The sequence below is a fragment of the Paenibacillus sp. J53TS2 genome (assembly GCF_018403305.1).
Classification (GTDB): Bacteria; Bacillota; Bacilli; order Paenibacillales; family Paenibacillaceae; genus Fontibacillus; species Fontibacillus rhizolycopersici.
The window spans coordinates 175,748-200,800 of sequence record NZ_BOSK01000008.1 but is presented as its reverse complement, the minus strand read 5'-3'; the positions used below and the strand labels follow the sequence as shown (position 1 = coordinate 200,800).

General features: G+C 57.0%; 19 protein-coding genes. 17 read left to right on the top strand and 2 right to left on the bottom strand.

Going from position 1 to position 25,053, the window contains the following annotated elements; genetic code table 11:
• The first annotated feature begins 4 nt into the window (after positions 1–4).
• The 8 genes from KJS42_RS17780 to KJS42_RS17745 all read left to right on the top strand — a co-directional run bounded on the left by KJS42_RS17780 (position 5) and on the right by KJS42_RS17745 (position 10,285).
• Positions 5–1,525 carry a sugar ABC transporter ATP-binding protein gene (locus KJS42_RS17780; protein WP_213623643.1) on the top strand — a complete coding sequence of 507 codons (1,521 nt, stop codon included), beginning with the start codon at positions 5–7 and terminating at the stop codon, positions 1,523–1,525.
• On the top strand, positions 1,522–2,556 hold the full coding sequence (locus KJS42_RS17775; RefSeq protein ID WP_213623642.1) for an ABC transporter permease: 1,035 nt from the start codon (positions 1,522–1,524) through the stop codon (positions 2,554–2,556). The genes KJS42_RS17780 and KJS42_RS17775 overlap by 4 nt, the downstream gene beginning before the upstream one ends.
• Entirely contained in the window at positions 2,549–3,511 is a 963-nt protein-coding gene (yjfF, locus tag KJS42_RS17770) for a galactofuranose ABC transporter, permease protein YjfF (RefSeq protein ID WP_155608282.1), read from the top strand. The genes KJS42_RS17775 and yjfF overlap by 8 nt, the downstream gene beginning before the upstream one ends.
• Positions 3,512–3,642: 131 nt before the next feature.
• A complete protein-coding gene (locus KJS42_RS17765) occupies positions 3,643–4,710 on the top strand; it encodes an ABC transporter substrate-binding protein (RefSeq protein WP_244868536.1) in 1,068 nt (355 codons plus the stop codon).
• A 145-nt stretch (positions 4,711–4,855) separates the two neighbouring features.
• Complete coding sequence (locus KJS42_RS17760; protein ID WP_193416683.1) at positions 4,856–6,664, top strand: ABC transporter ATP-binding protein; 1,809 nt, start codon at positions 4,856–4,858, stop codon at positions 6,662–6,664.
• Entirely contained in the window at positions 6,642–8,582 is a 1,941-nt protein-coding gene (locus KJS42_RS17755) for an ABC transporter ATP-binding protein (RefSeq protein ID WP_213623641.1), read from the top strand. Before KJS42_RS17760 ends, KJS42_RS17755 begins: the two co-directional genes overlap by 23 nt.
• Complete coding sequence (locus KJS42_RS17750) at positions 8,582–9,337, top strand: AAA family ATPase (RefSeq protein WP_155608279.1); 756 nt, start codon at positions 8,582–8,584, stop codon at positions 9,335–9,337. Before KJS42_RS17755 ends, KJS42_RS17750 begins: the two co-directional genes overlap by 1 nt.
• Before the next feature lie 81 nt (positions 9,338–9,418).
• The gene (locus KJS42_RS17745; protein ID WP_213623640.1) at positions 9,419–10,285 is read left to right on the top strand and encodes an SDR family oxidoreductase; all 867 of its coding nucleotides are present in this window, start codon (positions 9,419–9,421) and stop codon (positions 10,283–10,285) included.
• Positions 10,286–10,748: 463 nt separating this feature from the next.
• Here KJS42_RS17745 and KJS42_RS17740 read toward each other — a convergent pair whose 3' ends face one another.
• The gene (locus KJS42_RS17740; RefSeq protein ID WP_483311284.1) at positions 10,749–11,060 is read right to left on the bottom strand and encodes a putative quinol monooxygenase; all 312 of its coding nucleotides are present in this window, start codon (positions 11,058–11,060) and stop codon (positions 10,749–10,751) included.
• Positions 11,061–11,217: 157 nt separating this feature from the next.
• Here KJS42_RS17740 and KJS42_RS17735 point away from each other — a divergent pair, with 157 nt between their 5' ends.
• From KJS42_RS17735 to KJS42_RS17695, 9 genes are all read left to right on the top strand, one after another.
• A complete protein-coding gene (locus KJS42_RS17735) occupies positions 11,218–12,105 on the top strand; it encodes a TIGR01777 family oxidoreductase (protein WP_213623638.1) in 888 nt (295 codons plus the stop codon).
• A gap of 20 nt (positions 12,106–12,125) precedes the next feature.
• On the top strand, positions 12,126–12,887 hold the full coding sequence (locus KJS42_RS17730) for a class I SAM-dependent methyltransferase (RefSeq protein WP_213623637.1): 762 nt from the start codon (positions 12,126–12,128) through the stop codon (positions 12,885–12,887).
• Between the two features lie 2 nt (positions 12,888–12,889).
• The gene (locus KJS42_RS17725; RefSeq protein ID WP_167521283.1) at positions 12,890–13,270 is read left to right on the top strand and encodes a VOC family protein; all 381 of its coding nucleotides are present in this window, start codon (positions 12,890–12,892) and stop codon (positions 13,268–13,270) included.
• Between the two features lie 108 nt (positions 13,271–13,378).
• The gene (locus KJS42_RS17720; protein ID WP_193416676.1) at positions 13,379–14,698 is read left to right on the top strand and encodes an extracellular solute-binding protein; all 1,320 of its coding nucleotides are present in this window, start codon (positions 13,379–13,381) and stop codon (positions 14,696–14,698) included.
• Positions 14,699–14,761: 63 nt separating this feature from the next.
• Positions 14,762–15,640, top strand: coding sequence for a carbohydrate ABC transporter permease (locus KJS42_RS17715; protein WP_193416675.1), 879 nt, complete (start codon positions 14,762–14,764; stop codon positions 15,638–15,640).
• An 18-nt stretch (positions 15,641–15,658) separates the two neighbouring features.
• Positions 15,659–16,552, top strand: coding sequence for a carbohydrate ABC transporter permease (locus KJS42_RS17710; protein ID WP_430149910.1), 894 nt, complete (start codon positions 15,659–15,661; stop codon positions 16,550–16,552).
• A 40-nt stretch (positions 16,553–16,592) separates the two neighbouring features.
• Positions 16,593–18,476 carry a cache domain-containing sensor histidine kinase gene (locus tag KJS42_RS17705; RefSeq protein ID WP_213623636.1) on the top strand — a complete coding sequence of 628 codons (1,884 nt, stop codon included), beginning with the start codon at positions 16,593–16,595 and terminating at the stop codon, positions 18,474–18,476.
• Positions 18,473–20,065, top strand: a complete 1,593-nt coding sequence (locus KJS42_RS17700; protein WP_213623635.1) for a helix-turn-helix domain-containing protein — start codon at positions 18,473–18,475, stop codon at positions 20,063–20,065. Before KJS42_RS17705 ends, KJS42_RS17700 begins: the two co-directional genes overlap by 4 nt.
• Before the next feature lie 40 nt (positions 20,066–20,105).
• A complete protein-coding gene (locus KJS42_RS17695; RefSeq protein ID WP_213623634.1) occupies positions 20,106–22,781 on the top strand; it encodes a beta-mannosidase in 2,676 nt (891 codons plus the stop codon).
• Between the two features lie 213 nt (positions 22,782–22,994).
• Here KJS42_RS17695 and KJS42_RS17690 read toward each other — a convergent pair whose 3' ends face one another.
• Positions 22,995–25,013: a Na+/H+ antiporter gene (locus KJS42_RS17690; protein WP_213623633.1), complete on the bottom strand. Its 2,019-nt coding sequence runs from the start codon at positions 25,011–25,013 to the stop codon at positions 22,995–22,997.
• Between the last annotated feature and the right edge of the window lie 40 nt (positions 25,014–25,053).

Here is a 25,053-nt window from a genome sequence, read left to right as displayed (position 1 = left end):
GGATATGGAGCCTATGGAACCGATTCTGCACATGTCGGGGATCCATAAAACATTTCCCGGCGTAATAGCACTGAAAAATGTGAATTTCCGGCTGTTTCCCGGTGAGGTGCATGCGCTGATGGGCGAGAACGGTGCCGGCAAATCGACCTTGATCAAGGTGTTGACCGGGGTTTACGCCGCGGATCAAGGCCTTGTGGAGATGGTAGGGTCACCGATCAGGGTGCATAGTCCGCAGGAGGCGCAGCTTGCCGGCATCAGCACCGTTTATCAGGAGATCAACCTTTGCCCGAACTTGTCTGTTGCGGAAAATATTTATATCGGCCACGAGCCTTACCGGTTCGGCCGGGTCCGTTGGAAGGAAATGAACCGGAACGCGGAGCGTCTGCTGAAGGAAAGGCTGCATTTGGACATCGATGTGACCCGTTCGCTCGAAACTTATTCGGTTGCGGTTCAACAGTTGGTCGCCATTGCACGGGCGCTCAGCATTTCCGCCAAAGTGTTGATTCTGGATGAACCGACCTCCAGCTTGGATCAGAGCGAGGTTCGGCAGTTGTTTGCCATTATGCGGAAGCTGAAAGAAGAGGGACTGGCGATTTTGTTCGTCACGCATTTTTTGGATCAGGTCTACGAAATCTCCGACCGCATTACGATCCTTCGCGGTGGGGAATTCATGGGGGAGTATCTCGTGAATGAGCTTCCCCGCATCGAGTTGGTGTCGAAGATGATCGGCAAAGAACTGGAGCTGCTGGAGGAATTCCCAAGCTCGGCGGCGGACGGCGGTAAGCCGGATGGCGAATGGCTGTTGAACGCGGCGGGACTGGGGAAGCAAGGGTCGATCGAGCCCTTCGATTTGCAGATTCACCAAGGGGAGATTGTCGGGTTAGCCGGATTGCTTGGCTCCGGTCGGACCGAAATGGCCCGCCTTCTCTTCGGGGCCGACCGGCACGATCAGGGAAGCCTTCAAATGGCCGGCAGCGGCGGGAGTATTCACTCCCCCCGTCAGGCCATAGACGAAGGCATTGCCTTTTGCTCCGAGAACCGGAAGAAGGAAGGCATTATCGACGATTTGACCGTTCGGGAGAACATCGTATTGGCGCTTCAGGCGGCGAAGGGGTGGTCTCGCGCAATTCCGCGCAAACGCCAAGAGGAAATTGCGGAGGAGTATATCCGCCTGCTGAATATTCATCCGCCCGATTCGGAGCAATTGATCCGCAACTTGAGCGGCGGCAATCAGCAGAAGGTTCTGCTAGCCCGATGGCTGGTGACCGAGCCCAAGCTGCTCATTCTGGATGAGCCGACCCGCGGAATCGACATCGGCGCTAAGACGGAAATTCAGAAGCTGGTACTGACGCTGGCGGAGAAGGGGATGAGCGTGTTGTTTATCTCTTCCGAGCTGGAGGAGGTGCTGCGGGTGAGCGATCGGATCGCCGTGCTCCGCGACCGCCGGAAGGTGAAGGAAATGAGGGGCGCCGAAATGAATCAGCAGCAGGTGATGCAGGCGATCGCCGGAGGGGAGAAGGGATGAGAAAACATCGTTTGGTATGGCCTTTGCTCGTGCTCGCCTTGTTGCTCTTGTTTAACTTGATTTATTCGCCGGACTTCTTCTCCATCAAAATGCGGGACGGCCATCTCTACGGCAGTTTGATTGACATCCTGAATTTTGGTTCTCCGCTAATTCTCGTGGCGATCGGGATGACTCTGGTGATTGCGACCGGAGGCATTGACCTGTCTGTCGGCTCGGTTGTAGCGATTGCGGGAGCGATGGCCTGTTTGCAGATTAGCCGGGCGACGGACCAGAATAGCTTGATTCCCGTTCTGTCCGCCGTCGGCCTCGCGCTGGTTCTGTGCGCCGTGCTTGGCCTCTGGAACGGATTTCTGGTCTCCCGGGTCGGCATCCAGCCGATCATAGCCACCCTGGTCCTGATGGTAGCCGGGCGAGGGATCGCGCAGCTGATTACAAACGGACAGATCATTACGGTACAGAGCTCCAAGTATCAATATCTGGGAGCCGGATTTTGGCTTTCGCTGCCGTTTTCGATCTTTGTGGTTGCGGCCGTATTTGTGGTCGCCTCCTTGCTGACCCGCAAAACCGCATTAGGACTGTTTATCGAGGCGGTCGGCTGCAAGCCCACGGCCAGCCGGTTGGCGGGTGTCCGGTCTCGGACGGTGACCTTGGCCGTTTATTCGTTCTGCGGCTTATGTGCAGGGATGGCGGGTCTGCTTCTCAGCTCCAACGTTTCGAGCGCGGACGGGAACAATGCCGGGCAATGGTACGAGCTGGACGCGATTTTGGCCGTGGTTGTCGGCGGGACTTCCTTAAACGGGGGGCGATTCCATTTGGCGGGGACACTGGTGGGGGCGCTGATTATTCAGACGCTGACGACAACGATTTACATGGTGGGCGTACCGCCGGAAATCACGCTGGTCGTTAAGGCGGTTGTCGTTCTCGCGGTTTGTTTGATCCAATCCGATCAATTCCGGGCTGCCCTGAGCGGGAATCGGAAGAAGCCAGGAACGCCGACTGCGGCGAAACCGGGGGTGAAGCCGCATGCTTAAACGTAATTACATTCCGTTAGGGGTAACGATCGGCCTGTTTCTGCTGATGTTCGTCGCCGGCTCGTTCCGGTATACCGGGTTCTTCTCCGGGCAGGTGCTGCTCAATCTGCTGATCGACAACGCCTTTCTGCTTATTACCGCGGTCGGCATGACCTTCGTGATCGTGTCCGGGGGGATCGACTTGTCGGTCGGCTCGGTGATCGCCTTGACGACGATGGTTTCCGCGAGCCTGCTTCAGCAGGGGTGGCCGCCCGCGCTCGTGATTTTACTCGTTCTGATCATGGGGACGGGATTCGGAACGGCGATGGGGGCGGCGATTCATTATTTCAACATTCAGCCGTTTATCGTGACGTTGGCGGGGATGTTCCTGGCCCGCGGCCTGTGCTACGTCATCAGCATCAACACGATTACGATCGATAATGCCTTTTACACGGCGGCGGCCCAGACGAAGATCAAGCTGCCGGGCGATCACTTCGTATCCATTAGCGTCATCATCGCTTTGGTCGTGGTTGCCCTTGGCATTTATTTGGCCCATTACACGAAATTCGGACGAAACGCGTACGCCATCGGGGGGAGTGAGGCATCCTCTTTGCTGATGGGGTTGCCGGTAGCCCGCACGAAATTGATGGTCTACGGCTTCAGCGGACTTTGCTCCGCATTGGCCGGAGTTGTGTTTACATTCTATATGCTGTCCGGCTACGGACTCCATGCGAACGGGATGGAGCTGGACGTGATCGCCGCCGTGGTGATCGGCGGAACGCTGCTTACCGGCGGCGTTGGGTATGTTGTTGGTACTTTCTTTGGGGTCATGATTCAGGGCGTGATTCAGACGATTATTAGCTTTGAAGGTACCCTTAGCTCTTGGTGGACGCGGATCGTGATCGGCGTATTGCTCCTGCTGTTTATCTTGCTGCAGAGGCTGCTTGGTGAGCGTCGGCTGGCCGAGCGAGGGTAAGGAACGAACGGGGAGGCTTACGAAAAAAACCTGTGGCGAGACGCTCAGGTTTTTTTCGCTCTTTTCCGGTGAAATCGCTTGTGATAAGCTTCCGGTTAATGGGATATCACGAAATAGGGGGAAGACGTGTTATGCGTAGGCGCAATCGCTTCACATTATGGAAACCCATGCCTCTTCTGGCCCTGCTTGCTCTTCTGTTCATCTTCTCCGGCTGCCAGGCCGGAACCGCGGAGGAGACTTGGGTTCACCCTGAAGCGGATCAAACGGCCATGACCTATGTCACCTCGGGGCCTGAGCTTTCCTCAAGAGAGCCGGCTGCGGAGAAATACCGCATTGTGCTGGGGTTCTCCCAGCTCGGTTCGGAGAGCGACTGGCGGAACGCGAATAGCCAATCGATCAAGACAGCGGCCAAAGAGGCGGGGATCGAGCTGCTGTTTGAAAATGCCGAGCAATCTCAAGAAAAGCAGTTTGAGGCGGTCCGCAGCTTTATCTCGCGCAAGGTCGATGTGATCGCGATCGCTCCGGTTATTCAGACCGGATGGGTACCGATCCTGGACGAGGCCGAGGAGGCCGGAATCCCGGTGATCATCGTCGACAGGGCGGTCGATGCGTCCAATTACGTGACTCTGATCGGTTCCGATTTGTACGAAGAAGGGAAGAAGGCGGGCAAATTCCTGCTGGATAAAATGGTTGGTCACCCCGGGCCAATCCAAATCGTGGAACTGAAGGGGACGGAGGGCTCGACGCCGTCCATTGATCGCGGCCGGGGATTTGCGGATACGGTTCTCGGGGATAAGAGATTCAAGGTGCTGGAAAGTGAGCATGCCGATTTTACGCTGGAACAGGGGGAGAAGGTCATGCGCTCTTTTTTGCAGAAACACGGTGGAGAGATGGATGTGCTGTACGCTCATAATGACGATATGGCGCTGGGCGCCATCAAAGCTATCGAGGCTTACGGGCTTAGGCCGGGGAAGGATATCGTGATCATTTCCGTCGACGGGACGCGCAGGGCGCTAAGAAGCATGGCCGAAGGCAAAATCAACGCGGTGGTGGAATGCAATCCCCTGCTTGGACCGAATCTGATGCAGGCGGTGAGAGAGCTGACGGAAGGGCGGACGCTGCCCAAAAGGATTGTCACCCCTGAAACCGTCTTTACTGAAGTAACCGCTGAATTAGAGGTGGATAACCGAGAGTACTAGAGCGGCCTCCCGGGGAATTCGGTTCGGATTCGGATTGCCAAAGTCTATCCTAAATACACAAGCACCCCCAACTGTTTTATAATAAAACAGCAGAGTTTACCAATTTGGCGATTCTTACGGAATCACCCGGACTGGAGGAATCAGGATGTCCGTTATGACCGCTATTTTTAGAAAATACCGGGTTGCCGCCATTTCGGCGATCGTCATGCTGCTGATCGAGCTGGCGGTGGAGCTGGTTCAGCCGCTGATCATCTCGCGGATCATCGACCAGGGGATTCGGCAGCACGAGGTGTCCGTCGCCTGGATTTGGGGCGGGGTGCTGATGGCGAGCGCATTGGTGGCGTTTCTCGCCGGGATTACCAGTTCCTTCTTCGCCTCGCATGTGAGTCAAGGCTTCGGTTATGACCTGCGCGACAAGCTGTACGAAAAGGTGCAATCCTTCTCGTATGAGGTATTTAACCGTTTTGCGGCTTCTTCGTTGATCACCCGGCTGACCGGGGACATCACGGTTCTGCAGGATGTGATTTTTATGTGCCTGCGCTTTGCTTCGCGGGTGCCGCTGGTTGTGATTGGGAGCGTCGTAATGGCTTTGGTCGTCCATGCGAAGCTGGGGCTGCTGCTGACGATTACGGTTCCCGTGCTGCTGGGATTTGTCCTGTGGATGATCCGTAAAGCGTCCGCTTTATTTCGTACGGTGCAGCGGCGCACAGACAGCGTCAATGGCCTGATTCAGGAAAATCTGACCGGCATGCGCCTCATCCGCGTCTTCGTGCGGATGTCGCATGAGATCGGGCGCTTTGAACAGCGCAACCGGGATTTGCGTCAGGGCACAGTCGCCGCGCTGAAGCTGACGGAGACAACGATGCCGTTCCTGCTGTTCATCATGAACGCCGGGATCATTGCGGTGCTGTGGTTTGGCCGGGTCGAAATCGCGGACGGGGGCGCCAGCGTTGGCGAAGTCGTCGCCGTCATCAACTATTCGCTGCGGACGATCGGCGCGTTATCGGCTTTATCCTGGATCATGAGCTCCCTGTCGCGGGGAGCCGCATCAGGCGGACGGGTACGCGAAGTGCTGGAGGAGGATGATCCGGCCGGGGAGCGCGAAGGTCGTTTGACGGAGGCGGTTGGTGAGAAAACGGATGGAGAGTTGGGGGTAACGGCGGAGATGGCGGCAGCAGCGGGAGTGTCACCGATCCAAGGCCGCATCGAGTTTAGCGAGGTCTCCTTCCGTTATCCGGGCCGCGACGTGATGGCGCTGGAGCACGTATCGTTTACGGTGGAGCCGGGGCAGCGAATCGCCATCATGGGCGCGACCGGTTCGGGGAAAACATCTCTGGTGCAGCTGATCCCCGGCATGTACGAGCCCACGGAGGGAACGATCCGTATCGATGGGATCGATATCCGCGAGCTCGATCGGAGACGGCTCCGACGCGCCATCGGTTATGTGCCGCAAGAGGTCATGTTATTCTCCGGAACGATCCAGGAGAATATTGCCTGGGGCCGCGAGGATGCGACGCTGGAGCAAATTCAGGCCGCGGCTCGGCAGGCGCAAATCCACGAGACGATCGAGCGGCAACCGCACGGCTACGAGACGCGGCTCGGTCAGCGCGGCGTTAATCTGTCCGGCGGGCAGAAACAGCGTTTGTCGATCGCCCGGGCGCTGGTGCGGCAGCCGGCCATCCTGATTCTGGACGACAGCACCAGCGCGCTGGACGTCCGCACGGAGGCAGCTTTGCTGGAGGAGATCTCGAGCCTTTCTTGCACGACGCTGCTTATTACTCAGAAGATTAGCTCGACAGCTACGGCGGATTTGATTCTTCTTATGGATGACGGGCGGCTGATTGCCAGCGGGAAACATGAGGAGCTGCTGCAGCATTCGGAATTGTATCGGCGGATTTGCGAATCCCAGCAAGGAAAGGAGGCGGAACCCCATGCCGTTCAAGACCTTCACTGAACCGTTTCGCCATCCGTACCCGAAGCTGGGTCCATCCTCGCAGGCAACGCAGGGCGGAGGGGCTCGTCAGGACGCTCCGTCTGCGACGGCGGCTGCGCCGCGCCGGCCCGGACATGGCGGCGGACCCGGCGGCGTAAGGCCCAAGGTGCGGGCTAAAAATTGGTCAGGCACGTTAGGGCGGATTTGGAGTTACCTATCTGCCCATAAAGCCCGGCTGGCGACCGTCTTGCTGATGGTTGTCTTCAGCTCGGGATTAGCACTGCTAGGCCCATACCTGGTCGGGATGGCAGTGGATGATTACTTGGAGTCAGGTGGCGGCCGTCCTTGGGTAATGTTCCTCATCGGATTAACGCTGGTGTTTGCCGGTTCGTCGCTCACGTCCTGGCTGCAAAACATCTGGATGATCGGAATCGCTCAGGAGACGGTGTACCGCATGCGCTCCGAGTTGTTCGCCCAGTTGCATCGGCTGCCGATTCCGTATTATGGGAAACGCCAGCAAGGCGAGATCATGAGCCGACTGACCAATGATATGGACAATGTCAGCTCGACGCTGAACAGCTCGGCGATCCAGATTTTCTCCAGCGTACTGACATTGGTTGGCACGGTCGCCGTGATGCTGTACCTCAGCCCGCTGCTGACGCTGCTGACGTTCCTCGTCGTGCCGCTGATGATGGCCGGGATGCGATGGATCACGAAGCGGACGGGGCCGCTGTACAAGCGGCGCCAACAGGATCTTGGCAACCTGAATGGTTACATTGAGGAGACATTGTCGGGGCAGCGGATCATTAAGGCGTTCTCTCAAGAGCAGCGAGTGCTGCAAGACTTCCGCGAACGTAACGGGGCAATCCGTAGCTCCAGCTTCTGGGCACAGACAATATCCGGCTTCATCCCCAAGCTGATGAACGGACTCAATAACCTGAGCTTCGCGATCGTGGCCGGGATCGGCGGGGTGTTGGCGGTTCAGGGGAGTGCCGGAGTGACCGTCGGGGTGATCGTTGTGTTCGTCGAGTATGCACGGCAATTCACCCGGCCGCTGAACGATCTGGCGAACCAGTGGAACTCGCTGCTGTCGGCCATTGCCGGCGCGGAGCGGGTGTTCGAGGTGCTGGACGAGGAGATCGAAGCTAGCGACGAGGAAGAGTCGGTAGAGCTGTCGTCCGTTCGGGGTGAGGTGGTCTTCTCGGACGTCTACTTCTCTTATGAGGAAAATGGAAACGAGGTCGGCGATACGTTGGAGGAGCTTAGCTTTACGGCAAATCCGGGCGAGACGATCGCATTGGTCGGGCCGACGGGGGCCGGCAAAACGACGCTGATCCAGTTGCTGTCGCGCTTCTACGAACCATCGCGCGGGACGATCACGGTCGACGGCTGCGATATCCGGACGATCCGGCGCGACAGCCTGCGTTCTCAGATGGCGTTCGTGCTGCAGGAGTCCTTCCTGTTCCAGGGCACGATCCGCGACAATATCCGCTTTGGTCGATTGGATGCGACCGATGCGGAGGTGGAAGAAGCCGCCAAGCTGGCGAACGCACACTCCTTCATCGTGCGGATGCCTGGCGGCTACGACAAGGTACTCGGCGCAGACGGCGGGGGCATCAGCCAAGGGCAACGACAGCTGCTGGCCATCGCGCGGGCGATACTGGCGGATCCGTCGATCCTTGTACTGGACGAGGCGACCAGCAGCATCGATACCGTGACGGAGATCAAAATCCAGGAAGGCCTGCAGTGGTTGATGCAAGGCAGAACGAGCTTCGTGATCGCTCATCGTCTGAACACCATCCGCCAGGCCGACAAGATTCTGGTCTTGAAGGAAGGCCGCTTGATCGAGCAGGGCTCGCACGAGGAGCTCTTGCGACGACACGGGTTCTATCATAGCTTGTACCACGGTGCGCTGGAAGGGGAAGGGAGCGACGTTTAATGGAGTTAAACGCCTATCTGCGGAGGATCACGCTGCAGCGGCAGGAGGTGCCGACGTTTGCCGACTATCCCTTTCATCTGCCCGCGATCTCGTCGCTGGGTCAGCTGGAGTTCCACCCGAAAGTGACGTACATCGTCGGCGAAAACGGGATGGGCAAATCTACGCTGCTGGAGGGCATCGCCGTCGCCCTGGGGTTTAACCCGGAAGGCGGCACGATGAACTTTAGCTTCGCGACGGCCGAGACCCATTCCGAGCTTCATCGCTATCTGCGTACCGTAAGGGGGCCGATGCGGCCGCGGGACGGGTTCTTTTTCCGGGCGGAGAGCTATTATAATCTGGCGACGGAAATCGATAATCTGGATCGGGAACCAAGCTTCGGTCCACCTATCCGGGACTCTTATGGCGGAAAATCGCTGCATACAATGTCGCATGGCGAATCGTTTTTCGCCGCGTTCATGAACCGCTTCAGCGGGCGCGGTCTGTACATCTTGGACGAACCGGAGGCGGCGTTGTCCCCGTATCGGCAGATGGCGATGCTGGCGCGGATTCATGAGCTGGTCGGACGCCACTCCCAGTTCATCATTTCCACGCATTCGCCGATCCTGATGGCGTATCCGGACAGCCTCATGTACGAGCTCACGCCGGACGGGATCGAGGAGACCACGCTGGAAGAGACCGATCATTACATCATCATGAAGGAGTTCGTCAATCATCGGGAGGGTATGCTAAGGGAACTGTTGCGAGAAGATCATTGACTTCCTTATCTAGTGTAACTATAATGGTTACAGGTAGATCGATGGCTTCATGGCAACCCAATCGATAAGGAGGATTCCAGGATGAAGATTTTAGTGACAGGGGCGACGGGGCAACTCGGCGCAAAGGTGGTAGAAGCGTTGCTGGCAAAGGTGCCGGCAGAGCAGCTGGCGGTCAGCGTACGTGATCCGGAGAAAGCCCGCGCGTTTAGCGCGCGGGGTGTAGACGTACGCCGAGGGGATTTCGAGGACCCCGCTTCGTTGGAACCGGCATTTGCCGGCGTGGAGCGGCTCTTGATCGTATCGACGCAAGGCGATAACGACACGCGGATCCGCCAGCACTTGGCGGCCGTTGCGGCGGCGCAGCGGGCGGGGGTTCAGCTCATCGCTTATACAAGCGTGGTAAATGCGGCGCATAATTCACTGGAGCTGGCGCCTGTTCACAAAGCGACCGAGGAAGCGATCGCGAAGACGGGAATTCCTTATGTGTTCTTACGAAACAACTGGTATATCGAGAACGAAACCGGCACGATCCAAGGTATTTTGGCTGGAGCGCCGCTCGTGACTTCCGCTGGAGAAGGCAAAGTCGGCTGGGCTACACGTGAGGACTATGCGCAAGCGGCAGCAGCCGTGCTGACCGGCAACGGGCATGAGAACAAAATCTATGAGCTCTCGGGCACGCCGATTCCGCATGCCGAGCTGGCCCGGATCATTGGCGAGGCCCTGGGCCGTGAAGTTCCGGTCCAACACGTCGACGATGCGAATTACGCCGATGTAATGCGCGGTGCGGGCGTGCCGGAGCCGGTGGTGCCGTTCCTCGTCTCCATTCAGCGCTCGATCCGCGAAGGGGCGCTGGACGTTCCGAGCGGTGACCTGGAAACTCTGCTGGGCCGTCCGGCAACCCCGCTCGTTGAAGCGGTACGCGACATCGTGAAGGATCTGCAAGCCTAAACAACGAAGCCCTGTTCCGATATGGAACAGGGCTTTTTTTGGGGCTGTCCTAAAAGGTAAACGGCCAGGTGGGTTTTATACCGAGCCGATTATTTTCTTTGTTGGCCTAACACGGGATACCGGCAAGAATATTACAGTTTGTACAACAGTTTTTGCCGATTCGTTCGCATACACCCCAAAATGCAACATTTCCGCGAACTGATCTACTACCTTTTGGGACGAACCCTTTTTTGCGTTCAGCGGCCTTCGATTCCTAACCAGCCAACTGCAAAAGTGCAGTTGATATTTCGCTAAACCTTCGTATCTCGCGACTGAACTGCAAAAGTGCATTTGATTCAGGGACGAATCCGGGAATAAGAGGTGATTTGCCGGATTTAGACTGCACTTTTGCACTTGATCGCCTGAATCGAACCGAATTGGCGAAAAAGAACTGCACTTTTGCATCTCACTCATGCGCGCGCGGCTACTTGATCCCCTTCCCGCCAACCGGGCGGATCGGAATGGATTCCACTCCGGCGATCAGCGGCATCGCGCGTTGAATCATCGCTCGCGTAGCTTCATCTTGCAGTGAAGCGGCATGAGCTTCCGCGTTGCTCCAAACCTCCGTAACCCACACGGTTTCGGGCTCTGTCTCCGAAACGTTCACCACATACAGCTCGCATTCTGTAACGCTCCCGGCGCCGGCGGCGGCTTCCAGCAAGATGCCGACCAGCTGGTCGCGTTCCCCGGGTTTGGCTGTGAATTTAGCGTACATGCCGAACTTGTCCACCCTCATCCTCCTCATATCGTGTCTATAAACTCAACTGTAACTCTAACTTTGCTTAGGAGAATTATCGCCTAACCTCACCTGGCAAGCAACAACTTCATTGGAAAAATCCCCCGTAACGGCATGGTATAATAAAACAAAATGTCAGGGCAAAGGAGCGGATCGCATGCCGAAAGTGGTATTGGCTGGGGGCACCGGGTTTGTTGGACAGGCGTTTGCGCAGAGGTTCAAGGAACTGGGAGCCGAGGTTAAGGTAATCTCAAGACAAGCGCCCCATATTCCCTGGGAGGACCAAAGTGCCATCGTGCAGGCGTTGGAAGGGGCGGACCTGCTGATTAACCTCGCCGGTAGATCGGTGAATTGCCGGTACACCCCTGAGAATCGACGGCTTATTCTGGAGTCCCGGACGGAAACAACGCGTCAGCTTGGGGAGTGCATCCTGGCCTGCCAGCGTCCGCCGGCGTTATGGATCAACTCCAGTACGGCGACGATTTACCGGCATGCGGAGGACCGTCCGATGACGGAGGAAAGCGGAGAAGTGGGCTCGGGCTTTTCGGTTGACGTCGCAAAAGCATGGGAGGAGGCATTCTTCGCCTTTGACCTCCCGACAACAAGGCGGGTCGCGCTGCGTATTGCGATCGTACTGGACGACGGCGGGGTGATGGGCCCATTGCGTAATCTGGTACGCTTCGGATTAGGCGGAGCCCAAGGGTCCGGCCGCCAGCAGTTCAGCTGGATTCATATGGAGGATCTGTTCCGGATCGTCCGATTCCTGCAGGAGCATCCCGAGCTCGACGGGGTGTTTAACGCCTCCGCCCCGCATCCGGTCACGAACCGGGAGCTGATGGCCGGCCTGCGACGGGCAATGGGCGTTCCAATCGGCCTGCCCGCGCCGAGTTGGCTGCTGGAGCTGGGCGCTCGCCTAATTCGCACGGAGACCGAGTTGGTGCTGAAGAGTCGCTGGGTGTTGCCGGAGCGGCTGCAACGGGCGGGATTCACCTTCCGATTCGATACGTTGGGGAAGGCGCTGCAAGAAATTGTCGCACGTAACTAGGACAAGGGGGAGCAAAGGCAGTGGATCGAAGCGAATTGAAGAAGCGGTGGGAAGCGGAGGAGGCCAAGGTTTTTCAGGGTTGGGATTTCTCCGAGCTGGACGGACGGTTGGAAGAAGAGGAATTGCCTTGGGATTATCGGACCTTGGTTCAACAGGAGATGAGCGAGAACGCAGTGATGCTCGATATGGGAACCGGCGGGGGCGAGTTTCTGCTGTCCTTGTCACCGCCACCCGGCCGCACCTATGCGACGGAAGCGTACCCGCCCAACTATGAGCTGTGCCTTGCCAAGCTGCCGGCTTATGGGATTGAAGTGTCTAAGGTGGAGGAGGATGACCAGCTGCCGTATGAGGATGAATTTTTCAATTTGGTCCTTAACCGTCATGAATCGTTTTCGGCCAAGGAGGTCTATCGAATCCTGAAGCCGGGCGGAGTGTTTATCACCCAGCAAGTGGGTGGGCGGAACAACCGGGAGCTGTCTCGGAATCTACTTGGCGAAGGGGCAATGAAGACGCCCGCCGAGTTCGATTTGGCCCATACGGTTCGAGACATGATTGAAGCGGGCTTCGACGTCGAGGTTCAGCAGGAGGCTTTTCCCGAGGTGAAGTTTCGCGATGTGGGTGCGCTCGTCTATTTTGCCAAAATCCTAGAATGGGAGTTTGCCGATTTCTCTGTGGAACGTTGTTTCGAGAAGTTATGCGAGTTGCAGAACATTATAGATCAAACCGGATTTGTATCCAGTCGGGAGCATCGGTTTTTGATTCTGGCGCGGAAGGAGAGATGAGGATGAAATTTGTAGATGTCGCGATCTTAACGGATCAGGTGGTGGCGATGACCCGGTTCTATGAAACGGTCCTGCAAGCGACGGCGGTGGGGGACGAGATTCACGTGGAAATGAAGACCGAGGGCACGGGACTCGCGATTTACTCGCGGCGGGCGGCGGAAACGGATATGGGGTTTGATTTCTCCACCTATTGGGGATCGGGGAACTTCACTTTGGGTTTTAATGTTGAGGACGTTGATGCGGAATATGGGCGGTTAAAAGCGCTGGGCGTTGAATTCGTGGCGACTCCTACCACGTACCCTTGGGGAGCCAGGTCGATGCATTTTCGCGATCCGGACGGCAATATCGTGTGCTTTAGAAGCAGAATAGAACCCTTTGTCTAAGTTCCAAACCGAAATTTTTCACCCCTGGTGCCGCGATTCGTCTCCTTATGTTTTGAGAGCGCTAACATTACAATGAGTTTAATCAAAGCAAGGGGGGAGTCAAATACGATGAAAAAATGGATATCACTATTGTGCAGCGCCGCCATGTTGGCGTTGTTGCTCGCCGGCTGCGGCGGGGGAAATGAAGCTTCGGGCAGCGGAGATAACGGTGGAGAGAAAGTGAGCATCTCGATCTGGCATAACTGGACAGGCCAAGATGCCAAAGCGGTGGCGATGCGGAAAATTATCGAGGATTTCCGGACGGCTCATCCCGAAATCGAAGTTGTTGACGAAGGGCTGCCGACGGACGGGCTGAAGACCCGGCTGCGGACAGTGGCCGCGGCAGACGAAATGCCCGACTTGTTCGTGATGTGGCCGGACGCGATGACGAAGGAATTCGTCAAAGGCGATTTGCTGCAGCCGATCAACGATGAACTGGATGCCAATCCGGATTGGAAGAACAACTTCATTCCGAATGCGCTGGACGGTTACACGGTAGACGGTAAAATCTACTCCGTTCCGATGAACCTGGCGCCAAGCTCTTTTATTTACTACAACGATAGCTTGTTTAAGAAATATAACGTGAAGGTACCGGAAACATGGGAAGAATTAGAGACTGCGATCCAAACGTTTAATGACAACGGCGTGATCCCGATCGCGCTGGGCAACAAAGCGAACTGGGTGGCACAATCGACGTTCTTCAGCACCGTGGGCGACCGGGTTACCGGCACGGAGTGGTTCCTGAAGGCCGTTGCGCAGGATGGGGCCAAGTTTACAGATCCCGAGTTCGTCGAGGCGTTGACCAAGTTCCAGAAGCTTGGCGACATCAAGGCGTTCCAGGATGGCTTCAATAGCCTCGACGAGACGCAGATGATGCAGTTGTACTTCCAGGGGAATGCCGCGATGGTCGTCAACGGCGGTTGGGCGCTGGCCAACCTGGTCAACAATGCGCCGCCGGAAGTCTTGGACAACACGCATATCACCATCGTCCCTACGATTGATGGCGGCAAAGGAGCCGCAGATACGACCGCAGGCGTCGTCGGTACGGGCCTTGGCGTCAGCAAGAAGTTGACCGGTGCCCGGAAGGAAGCGGCGATGAAGCTGTTCTACGCGATGGCAGGTCCCGACGGGCAAAAGGCTACTTTGGACAGCAGCACCTTAGTCAGCTACAACATCGAGCTCGACAAGAGCAAAGCGCATCCGCTGTTCGTAGAGCTGTATGATCTGATCCAACGTGTCAAAATCGTACCCGTTTACGACTCCAAGTTGGGCTCGGCAACCGTAGAAGTGGTGAACAACGGGCTGCAGGAGCTGCTCATGGGCGGCAAAGCGGAGGATATCGCTCGCAAGATTCAGGACGCACAAGCCGCGGCTGTGGCTTCGAATTAGCAGAGTTCCCCCTTCCCCTCAGGGGAGGGGGATTATTTTTTCCCTTAAAGGATGTGAGAGAGCATGAACGCCTTACGCAGCAAGAGCTTTATCATCACCGGCCTGCTGCCCGCGCTGGTGATTTACTCGTTGTTTGTTTTCGTACCGGTGATCTGGTCGGCGTATTACGGTTTCTTCAACTGGTCGGGCATCGGCGAAGCGAAATATACCGGCCTAAGCAACTATGCGGAAATATTGCGGGATCCGGTGTTTTGGCGGGCGCTGAAAAATAATGTCGTGTTCGTGCTGGCTTCGGTGTTCGGGCAAATTCCGCTGGCTCTCGCCTTGGCGGTGTTGTTGCACAAAAGCAATCTGCTGCAGCGCTTCCTTCGCTCGGCGGTTTTTCTTCCGATGGTCTTGTCCACGGTGGTGATCGGGATGATCTGGCAGTACATTTATCATCCGCAGATCGGCATCCTGAACTTTCTGCTGGACGCGCTGGGTCTATCCAGCTGGAAGCTGGAGTGGTTGTCGGACGGCAATATCGCCATTTATTCGCTTCTTCCGCCGCTGATTTGGAGTTATGTCGGACTTTATCTAATCATCTTCATGTCTGCGCTCCAGAACATCCCAGGTGAAATCCACGACGCGGCTAAGATCGACGGCGTCTCCGGCGTTCGCAAGCTCCTGACGATCTCGCTGCCGATGATTAAGAATACGGTACAAGTGGCGGTTGTCCTGTGCATATCGGGAAGTCTCAAGTCCTTCGACCTGGTCTACATCATGACGAAGGGCGGCCCGGCGCATGCGACCGAGCTGCTGGCGACATATATGTACAATTCGACCTTCTCGACCTATCGTTATGGGTTCGGGAGTGCGATTTCCACCAGCATCATGATCATCAGTCTGCTATTGATTGGCACCAGCCAGTGGCTGACCAATCGGAAGAAAGACGCCGCTTAAGATGAAAGGAGGTACCCATTGAACATGAACATGAATCTAACAACCCCTCTATCGGCGAAAAACGCGGGGAATGGCGGCGGCGGGCGGGTGCTGGGCAAAACGGGCCGGCTTTTGTTTTGGGGACTGCTGACGCTCTATGGGGTGGTGACCCTGTACCCGTTCTTCTGGCTGGTGATCAGCGCGTTTAAGACGAACGCCGATTTCTACGCCCGTCCCTTTGGGCTGCCGCAGGTGTGGCATGGCGACAACTTCACGCGGGCTTGGGAGAGCTCGCGGCTCGGTACCGCATTCGGGAATTCGCTTATTGTGGCTCTCGGATCGCTTGTGCTGACCTTGTTCATAGCCGCGCTGATTTCGTTTATCCTGGCCCGTTTCCAGTTCCGCTGGAAAGGTGGGGTCTTGACCTTCTTCGTGATCGGGATGCTGATCCCGATTCATAGCACCCTGGTTCCGCTGTTTATTCTCATGAAGCAGATGTCGCTGCTGAACACGTATTGGGCGTTGATTCTGCCTTACACCGCATTTGCGCTGCCTACGGCGGTATTCGTGCTGACGGCGTACCTGACGAGTGTGCCCCGCGAGCTGGAGGAAGCGGCTTTTATCGATGGCACCGGCTTGTGGGGGTTATTCTTCCGCATCATGTTGCCGATGTCGGTTCCGGCCTTAGCCACGGTGACCATTCTTAGCTTCCTGCATTCCTGGAATGACTTCTCCTTCGCCCTCGTGTTTATCAACAAGACGGCGCTCAAGACGCTGCCGCTGGCCATCGCTAACTTCGCAGACGGCTACCAGACGGACTACGGCTTGTCGCTGGCGGGCATGACGCTGTCGGTAATCCCGACCATCGTTCTCTATTTGCTGTTTCAGGAACAAATGATGAAGGGGATGACGGCCGGCGCGGTGAAAGGATAAGGGAGGAATATCCTACACCGGAGCAAAGGGGGAGCGCAACATGCATAAATGGCTGACTACGTCGCTTCAGCGCAAGCTGTCGGTGGTGGTTGCGGCGTCCATGATCGTGCCGATGTTGGCTTTGGGTTTGTTCGCCTTTCTGATCTCTTCCAACATTACAGAGGAGAAAACGAAGCTGACCGGCAGCGACATGCTGAAGCAAATGGATGCCAATCTGCGCTTTATGCTGGAGGATATCGAAACGTTGTCGATCTTCTTGATCGGGGAACGGGATTTGCAGACCTATCTGACCGGCCCGGAGGACAATGAGGCTAAGCGGACCGAGCTAGTAGGGAGAATGACGAATCTGGCGGCCTCCAAGCCTTATATCGCCAATATCGCCATCTATCCCGAACGGTTTGACGGACGCCTGTCTACGGCCACATGGTATGAAAATGAGCTCCCGCCTGCGGCGGCGGAAGCGATTGCCGGGGGCGTGAAAACATGGTCTGGCGTATACGAAATTCGCGATTACGCCGGGATGGAGCAGGTCATGACCTTGTTCCGGCCGATTCGCAGCATCTATGATTTTCGCCGACTGGGTTGGCTGGCGATCAGCCTTGACGAACGGGAGCTTGCCCGCAATCTGGAATCGCCGGAGTTTGGCCAGGGGATGGGTAAAGTCGAATTGATTGGAGAAGACGGTACCATTCTGTCATCCGCCGACAAGTCCAGGTTAGGCCAGCCGCTGGATACCTTTGCGCCCGGCCTGTTCGCTTTGATCCCGGGCGGGGTCGCGGCGGCGGACGACGGAGGGGAACCGCGCAGCAACCGCCTGATTGAGAACGGGAGCGTGATCTATGGCAGCGGGGATTCAAAATCGACGGTGCTGTACCGCCGCGAGCCGTTGACCGGCTGGATGCTGGTGGGCAGTGTCCCCTACGACCAATACCAAGCGGAGAACCGCTATATCTTGACGTTAACCGCTATGGTGGTTGGTGTCTCCGTGCTGGCGTGCACGCTGCTGATTTGGTTTACGGTGCGCCGGATCACCCGGCCGCTGCGCGTGTTGACCCGACATTTGTCGCGGATCGATCCGGAGCGGCCTTTGCCGCGTTTTCCAGCGACCTCGGATGATGAGATCGGCCGGCTAGGTCAGAGCTACAATATGCTCGGCGCTCATATCGAACGATTAAAGCGGGAGGTCATCCGCGGGGAGGCGCGCAAGAAGGAGGCCGATCTGCGGGCATTGCAGGCGCAGATCAATCCGCATTTTCTGTACAATACCTTGTCTTCGATCCATTGGATCGCCTTGATGTCGGGGGAGCGGCGAATCGCCGATATGGTCGAGGGGCTTAGCGACTTCTTGCGGATCAGCCTTAATCAGGGCCGAGATTATTGTCCGGTTGAGCAGGAGCTGGCGCATATCCGTAACTATGTTCGGGTCCAATCGATTCGTTTTCCCGATAAGTTTGATGTTGAGTATATCGTGGAGGAGGGGCTTCTGGATAAATGGATGCTGAAGCTGCTGCTGCAGCCTTTGGTGGAGAACGCCTTGATCCATGGGATTCAAAAACGCGAGGGCATCGGAACGATTACCATCCTGATCCAGCCGGAGGGGAAACGCATGCATGTGATGGTCATGGACGACGGGCTGGGGATGAGCGCCGCGCGTTTGGAAGAAGTCCGTCAGGCGCTGTCGCTGCTGGGAGTTGAAGGGACAGGGAAATCGCAAGATCAAGCGGCGATGCCGGGGGCGGTTATGGCAGAGACCGCGGCTACGATGGCCACGGTTGCAGAATTGAACGCTGGATATGGGCTTCGCAACGTAAACGAGCGGCTGTTCTTGCATTACGGACAAGAAGCGGGCCTTACCGTAGATAGCCGGGAAGGCGAAGGGACGCAGGTTTCGTTCTCTATTCCGATCATGGAGGGATCGCCATGAACGTATTGATAGTGGATGATGAGGTCATCATCCGGACCGGTCTAGCCAGCGTTATTTCCTGGAGCGAGCTCGGGTTGAATCTGCTTCCGCCGGCCGCATCCGCGGAGGAAGCGCTCGAGCGGCTGGAAGCGGAGCGGCCGGATATCCTGATCACCGATATCCGAATGAACGGCAAGACCGGCTTGGAGCTGGCGGAGGAAGCGGCCGCAAGGCTGCCGGGGCTGGAGGTGATCATTTTGTCGGGTTACGGGGATTTTGCCTATACCCAGCAAGCCATCCGCCAGGGAGTTGGCGACTATCTGCTGAAGACTAGCAAACCGGAGGAAATTATCCGAACGGTGCTTCGGGCCAAGCGACGGCTGCAGGAGCGCCGGGCCGAGGACTCCCGAGCTCAGCGGCAGGCCCGGGAAGAGCGGCGACGTCAGTTGGTTAAGTGGGTGATCGAAGACGAGGTAGGATCGGTCCCGGTTCTTTCCGAGCAGGAAAATCAGGAAAGGGAAATCTCTATTAGCCCGGGATACCGGCAGGTTTTACTTTTGTCCGCCGACGGCTGGGGCCAGGAGGACGACGCCGATTCGCTGCTGCGATTTGCCGTGCAAAATATGCTGGAGGACTTGCTGCCGGGTGCGGCGGTATTGATCCACCAAGGTCAAATCGTTTGCGTGACCGGGCCAGATAGGGGGGATGCATTCGCTACGGTCGGGCGTTTGAAGGGGGTACTTGAACGGATCGAAAATCTGCTGAACTGCCGGCTGCGCCTTGCGGCTGGTATTGCCGTGGACGATCTGGAACAGGTCCATCGAAGTTATGTGACGGCGGCCGCCGCCTTTGCTTACCGTGATCTGCTGATGAGCCATAAATTGCTGGATTACCGGGAAATCGCCGATCGCAAAGGCGGGAGGACGGTGTTATCGCAAGAGGAGGAGAACGGCCTTGGCGCGATCCTGTTGGAGCAGGATCCGATGGCCCTGCGGGCTTGGACACAGCGGCTGGTCGACGAGCTGGCCGCGGACCCGGAATGTACGCCGGAATCGTATCAGGCCTGTCTGCAATCGGCGGCCGTCGCCGCGCACCGTTGGCTAGAGCGAACGCTCCGGGCTTTAGGGAAAGAAGGAGAAGCGCGCTTCGAGCCATGGCTGCAGCAGCAGATCGAAGGGGGCAAGCTGAAAGAGGAGCTGTTTCGTCATCTGCATGCCGTGATGAACTTGTATCACAGCCAGCTCGGCGAAGGGCAGGCTTCCCATGTGCAGCGGGCCAAGGCGTTTATGGAGTCCTGCCCGGCGGGGGAGCTAAGTTTGCAGCAGATCGCAGCTTATGTGCACCTGCATCCCGGGCATCTTAGCGAGCTGTTTAAGAAAGAGACGGGAAGCAACTTCGGCGACTACGTCACCGCTCTGCGGATGCGCCGAGCGATGGACCTGCTGGTCGTATCCCCGGCCAAGGTGAGCGAAATCGCCGGAATGACCGGGTACGAGGACGTGAAATATTTCAGCCGGCTGTTTAAGAAGCATACGGGGAAGACGCCCAGCGAATTTCGCGAGGAAGCGTTGGGTTATGATCCGGCAGGCGTGACAGCGAGCGAGAATTAATCGCCATCCTACATCACCATCGGGAAAAGAGGGACGATTCATGATTTTATCGGGACCATGGAAGCTGCAGCATTTTGAGGTTGGGGAGAAACCACCTTTGGAGCTGGCCGCCCCCGGACTGGACGACCGCTTCTGGATCGAGACAAACGTTCCGGGCGATGTGCATTCGGCGCTGTTGGAACGCGGGATCATCGAGCCCCCGTATTACGGGCATAACGATGCGAAGTGCCGCTGGATCGAGCGGAAAGAATGGTGGTACCGCACGACGTTTGAGTTGAATGCCGTACCGGGGGATGAAGAGCGGATGGAACTCACGTTCGAAGGGCTGGACACGTTTGCGACTGTTTACGTCAACGGACATGAGATTGGCTCGGCATCCAACATGTTTCGCTGCTATACGTTCGACGTCACACGGATCGTCCGTGAAGGCCGAAATACGCTGGCGGTTCGATTCGATCCGCTAGATCTACATCACCGGGACAAAGAACAGTTCGAATGGTCCTCTTATACGAAGGAGCGTCCCTGGATCCGCAAGGCGGCGATGAACTTCGGATGGGACTGGGGGCCGCGGATCGTGACGACCGGCATTTGGAGTCCGGTTCGGCTGGAGCGGCGCAGACGGGCGAAGCTGACCGGCGTATATGCCGCAACGTTATCCGCGTCGGCGGAGGAGGCGGTCATCCGGGTGAGCGCCGAAGCGGAGGCCTTTCGTTCCGGAACGACGGCGGTGGCCGTCGTACGATTGCTGGACGGGGATGGGGCGGAGGTAACGTCTGCCAAGCTTCCTGTGCTGGAGGAATACGGGGCTCTATTAGGCGTTCAAGCAGGGCTGAGACAAGCCTTTCCGGAGGCTTTTCGAACGAAGGGATCGGCGTCGGCCGAACTGCGGATCGCCCTGCCGCGGCGTTGGTGGACGCATGATTTGGGCGAGCCTTATCTGTACACTTTGGAGGTGACGCTTCTTGCCGACGACGAGGAGATTGACCGCTACGAGCAGCCTTTTGGCATACGCACGCTGGAATTATCGCTGCAAAATCCCGACGGCAGTCCGTCGTTTGCCTTTATCCTTAATGGCATTAAGGTTTATGCCAAAGGAGCCAACTGGATTCCGGCAGATCATATGATCGGATCGATCTCGGAACCCATGTATCGCGGACTGATCGAGCTGGCCGTGGAGGGGCATATGAACATGCTGCGCGTTTGGGCCGGCGGCATTTATGAGAAGGAGATTTTTTACGAGGAATGCGACCGTCGTGGGGTGCTCGTGTGGCAGGATTTCGCTTTTGCCAATGCGCTATTTCCGGACTTTAACCGCGACTTCATGGACAATGTGCGTCAGGAAATCATCGATAACGTCAAGCGGCTGCGGAACCGCGCCTCGCTTGCGCTTTGGTGCGGCAACAATGAAATCGACTGGCTGGTTGACATGAAGTCGGCAGCGGGTGACATTACCGGAGCTTTTTTCGGCGAGACGATCTATCATGAACTGATACCCGGACTTTTGGCCGAACTGGACCCGTATCGTCCGTATTGGCCTTCGTCGCCCTATGGCGCGCAGGACGGGTATGACGCCAACGATCCGAATCAGGGGGACCGCCATAACTGGCAAGTGTGGCATGGGTCGGTGTACCCGCGTATGCAAGGCGAGAAGCCGCGGCTCGATTATAGCATCGAAGGGGTTACGTTTAAGAACTATAAGCAAGACCTTGCTTTGTTTAGCAGTGAGTTCGGTATGCATGCTTCGGCGAATCGATATACGTTGGCGAAGAACATTCCCGAAGGGAAGTTTACCTGGGGGAGCGCCGAGATGGCGTATCGGAACAAGGATACGAACCATCGCAAAGGGATTTTGCTGATGGAAGGCTACACGGGGATTCCGCAGGACATCGAGGAGTACATGAATTTCTCCATGCTGACCCAAGCGGAAGGGCTGAAGTACGGAATCGAGCATTTCCGCCGCCACCGTCACCGCAACAGCGGCGCGCTGGTGTGGCAACTGAATGACAGCTGGCCGGGGACGAGCTGGTCGATGATCGATTACGAGCTGCTACCGAAGGCTTCGTATTATTATGGCAAGACCTTCTTTCATCCCGTGCTCCTGTCGTTGGAACATGAACCGGGTGAGCCGCTACGCGTGTGGGTGGTCAACGACACGTTGGAGGAGTTGGAGGGAACTGTGACGTTAACGGTGCATCCGTTGGCCCAGAGCGGCGATTTGGCTGGGGCGCAGGAAGTCGGGGGAATGGGAGGCGGATCCGCAGGCGTGCAGGACACTCCTCCGGGAGGCGTTCGTCGGTTTTCGTTTGCGGCGAAGATACCACCGCAAACGGCGCTGTCGTTCGGAGGCTTGGAAGAGGCGAAGGCGCTGGCCGGTTTGGCGCCGGAAGAGGTGCTGGTGGAGCTGAGGACCACCGGATTCGCCGCACCGGTGAATCGCTATTATCTGCGCGACCCGAAGGAGCTGCGCTTGCCTGCCGCCGAGCTGGACGTGCAGATTGATGAAGCAGCGCAGACCGTCACGGTCACGGCCTCCGGCCAGGGCGTTGCCCGGCTGGTCAAGCTGGAGCTGCCGCTGGGCGGGGTCCGCTTCAGCGACAACTACTTCGACCTGCTGCCTGGCGAGAGCCGGACGGTCCGCCTGCGGCATCCCGGCGGTTTACCGCTCCCGTGGGCGGAGCTGCGCGTCGGCGCGCTCAACGCTGGAACGCTCGCGTAGCGGAACGAGCAGACCTTATTTCGGCGAAAAACGCCAGTTACCCAGTCTAACGGAACGAAAAGACGCTATTTGGCTATTTAAGGCCTGATCCCAGGCTAAATAGTCCCAATAGCGTCTTCTGGTTCCGTTAGATTTCTGTGTTGCCCATTTTCGCCGAATAAGCGCGTTACGTTCCGTTACGCTCGCGCGGCACCGCCGTCTCCTTAATCATCGCTATTCCTCGTGCTCGTAGAGGGTGAGGCTTTCGATCTGGTTAATCGCTCGGCGCAGTTCCCGGGCTTGTTCCCGGTTAATGTCGCCATTCTCGAACATGCGGCTGATTTCCGCGCGTTCAGCGTCCATGACCAGCAACCGCAGCTCTTCCTTCTGCGCTTCCGTTTTCTCGCTGAATGGATCCGCGGTGCCTTTAAGCCGGGCGATCCCACGCTTGTAATCCAGGATGACGAATTGGATCAGGTTGTCCGATTCGTTCCCTTTCTTCAGCCCCTGCAAGTGCTCAAGTGCGGCTTGCAGCGCGTGGATTTGGATGGTTCTTCCCTCGGCCTTCATGGCGAACTCCTTGTATTTTCGTTTCGCGCGCCGAAAGTCTCGAACCGCACTACCAACCAGGAAAAAGAAGCGAGCACGGCCGCTTTGCGACAGCTTCTCTTCCCGTAACTCCAGCGCCTTCTCGAAAGCCTCGAACATCTCTTTGTCCATGCCTCCGTTTGCCATCACCTGTTGGATGTAGCCGCGTTCCACCTTCAGTGCGACCCGGTGCAATTCGGTGATTTTACCCAGCATGGCCGGACGATCCGGACGCTGAGCTCCCCATTGATCCAAGGCCGGCTGAAGCAGCCGGCTATATTCGTCCATGAGCTGGTAGGCCGCTGTCTTGTTGTCGTCGTTCATTTCTTCCTTGATCTTGTTCATCGCTACCCGCAGCACGCGGGTACGGGCTTCATTCATATCGAGGAACTCGTCGGTCTCTTCGCCGGGCGCGCCCCCTTTGCTAAGCATAGGCAAAAAGATCGTGGCCACAATCAACGTAAACAAGATGACGCCTGCCGCCAAGAACAAGATCAACGACCGTTCCGGGAACGGACCCCCGCTGGCGACCACATAAGGGATCGACAATACCCCGGCCATCGTGACTGCGCCGCGAACCCCGGTCAGGGTCAGAACCAAACTGGATTTTATCGTAGGTTTGTCAACCTCGCCGACTTTAGCCTTCCGGTATTCATAAATGGCAAAGAAATGCGACCAGATGAAGCGAATCGCCAAAATCCCGATCCCAACAACAAGCACATAACCGACTGCCAGCACATTGTTAATATTCGGGTTGTCGACGGTAGCCTGCATCGTTGACGGGATGTTCAATCCAAGCAGCAGGAAGACAATCCCGTTCAGGATGAAGAGCACGGTGGACCAGATATTTTCCGTTAACACCTGTTCCTCCGCCAGCATCGTTTCCGTCCGCTCCCGCAATAGGGAATGCACGATACCGCCCACAACCACAGCAATAACACCGGAAGCGTGCAGGAATTCCTCCGTGACGATAAAGATCAGGAACGGCGTCAGAATTTGCAGCAGGGAATGCAGCGTGGCATCCTTGATCCCTTGTTTGAGCAGGGAGAACCGAATCCAGGTCATGATTAAGCTGAGCACCAGTCCCAGTAAGGCTCCGGTCACGAACATATAGGAGAAATCGAACACGGCTTCCCGCAGCGAAAAATACCCCGTAACAACCGCAGCAACCGCGTAGTTAAAGGCTACCAGGCCCGAGGCGTCGTTGATTAGCGATTCCCCTCGGACGAGATTCAGCACCTTCTCGGGGAGATGAATCCGCTTGGCGATCCCATTGACCGCCACCGGATCGGTAGGGGACAGGATCGCGGCCAGTGCGAACGCCGCGACCAGTGGAATGTCGGGAATCACCGCATGAATGAGGTAACCGCCACCCAATGTAGTTAATACCACCAAGATAATTGCGTTCCCCAGAATCGCCCCGCGCATATTCCATAGTTGGTCGCGGGGGAAATACCTGCCGTCGTTGTACAACAATGGTGCAACGAACAGCAGCAAGAACCATTCTGTCTCGAGTTCCAGTGAAAACCCGTTAAAGGCCAGCGCAATCAGAATCCCAAGAGCGATTTGCGTCAACGCGGTAGGGATCAACGGGATATAGTGGCTGATGATGTTGGAGGCTACAAGACAGATCAGAAGCATAATTACGGTAATCAGTAAATCCATAAATGCTAACGTCCTTCCGATGTTCCGGCACTGGGCCGAT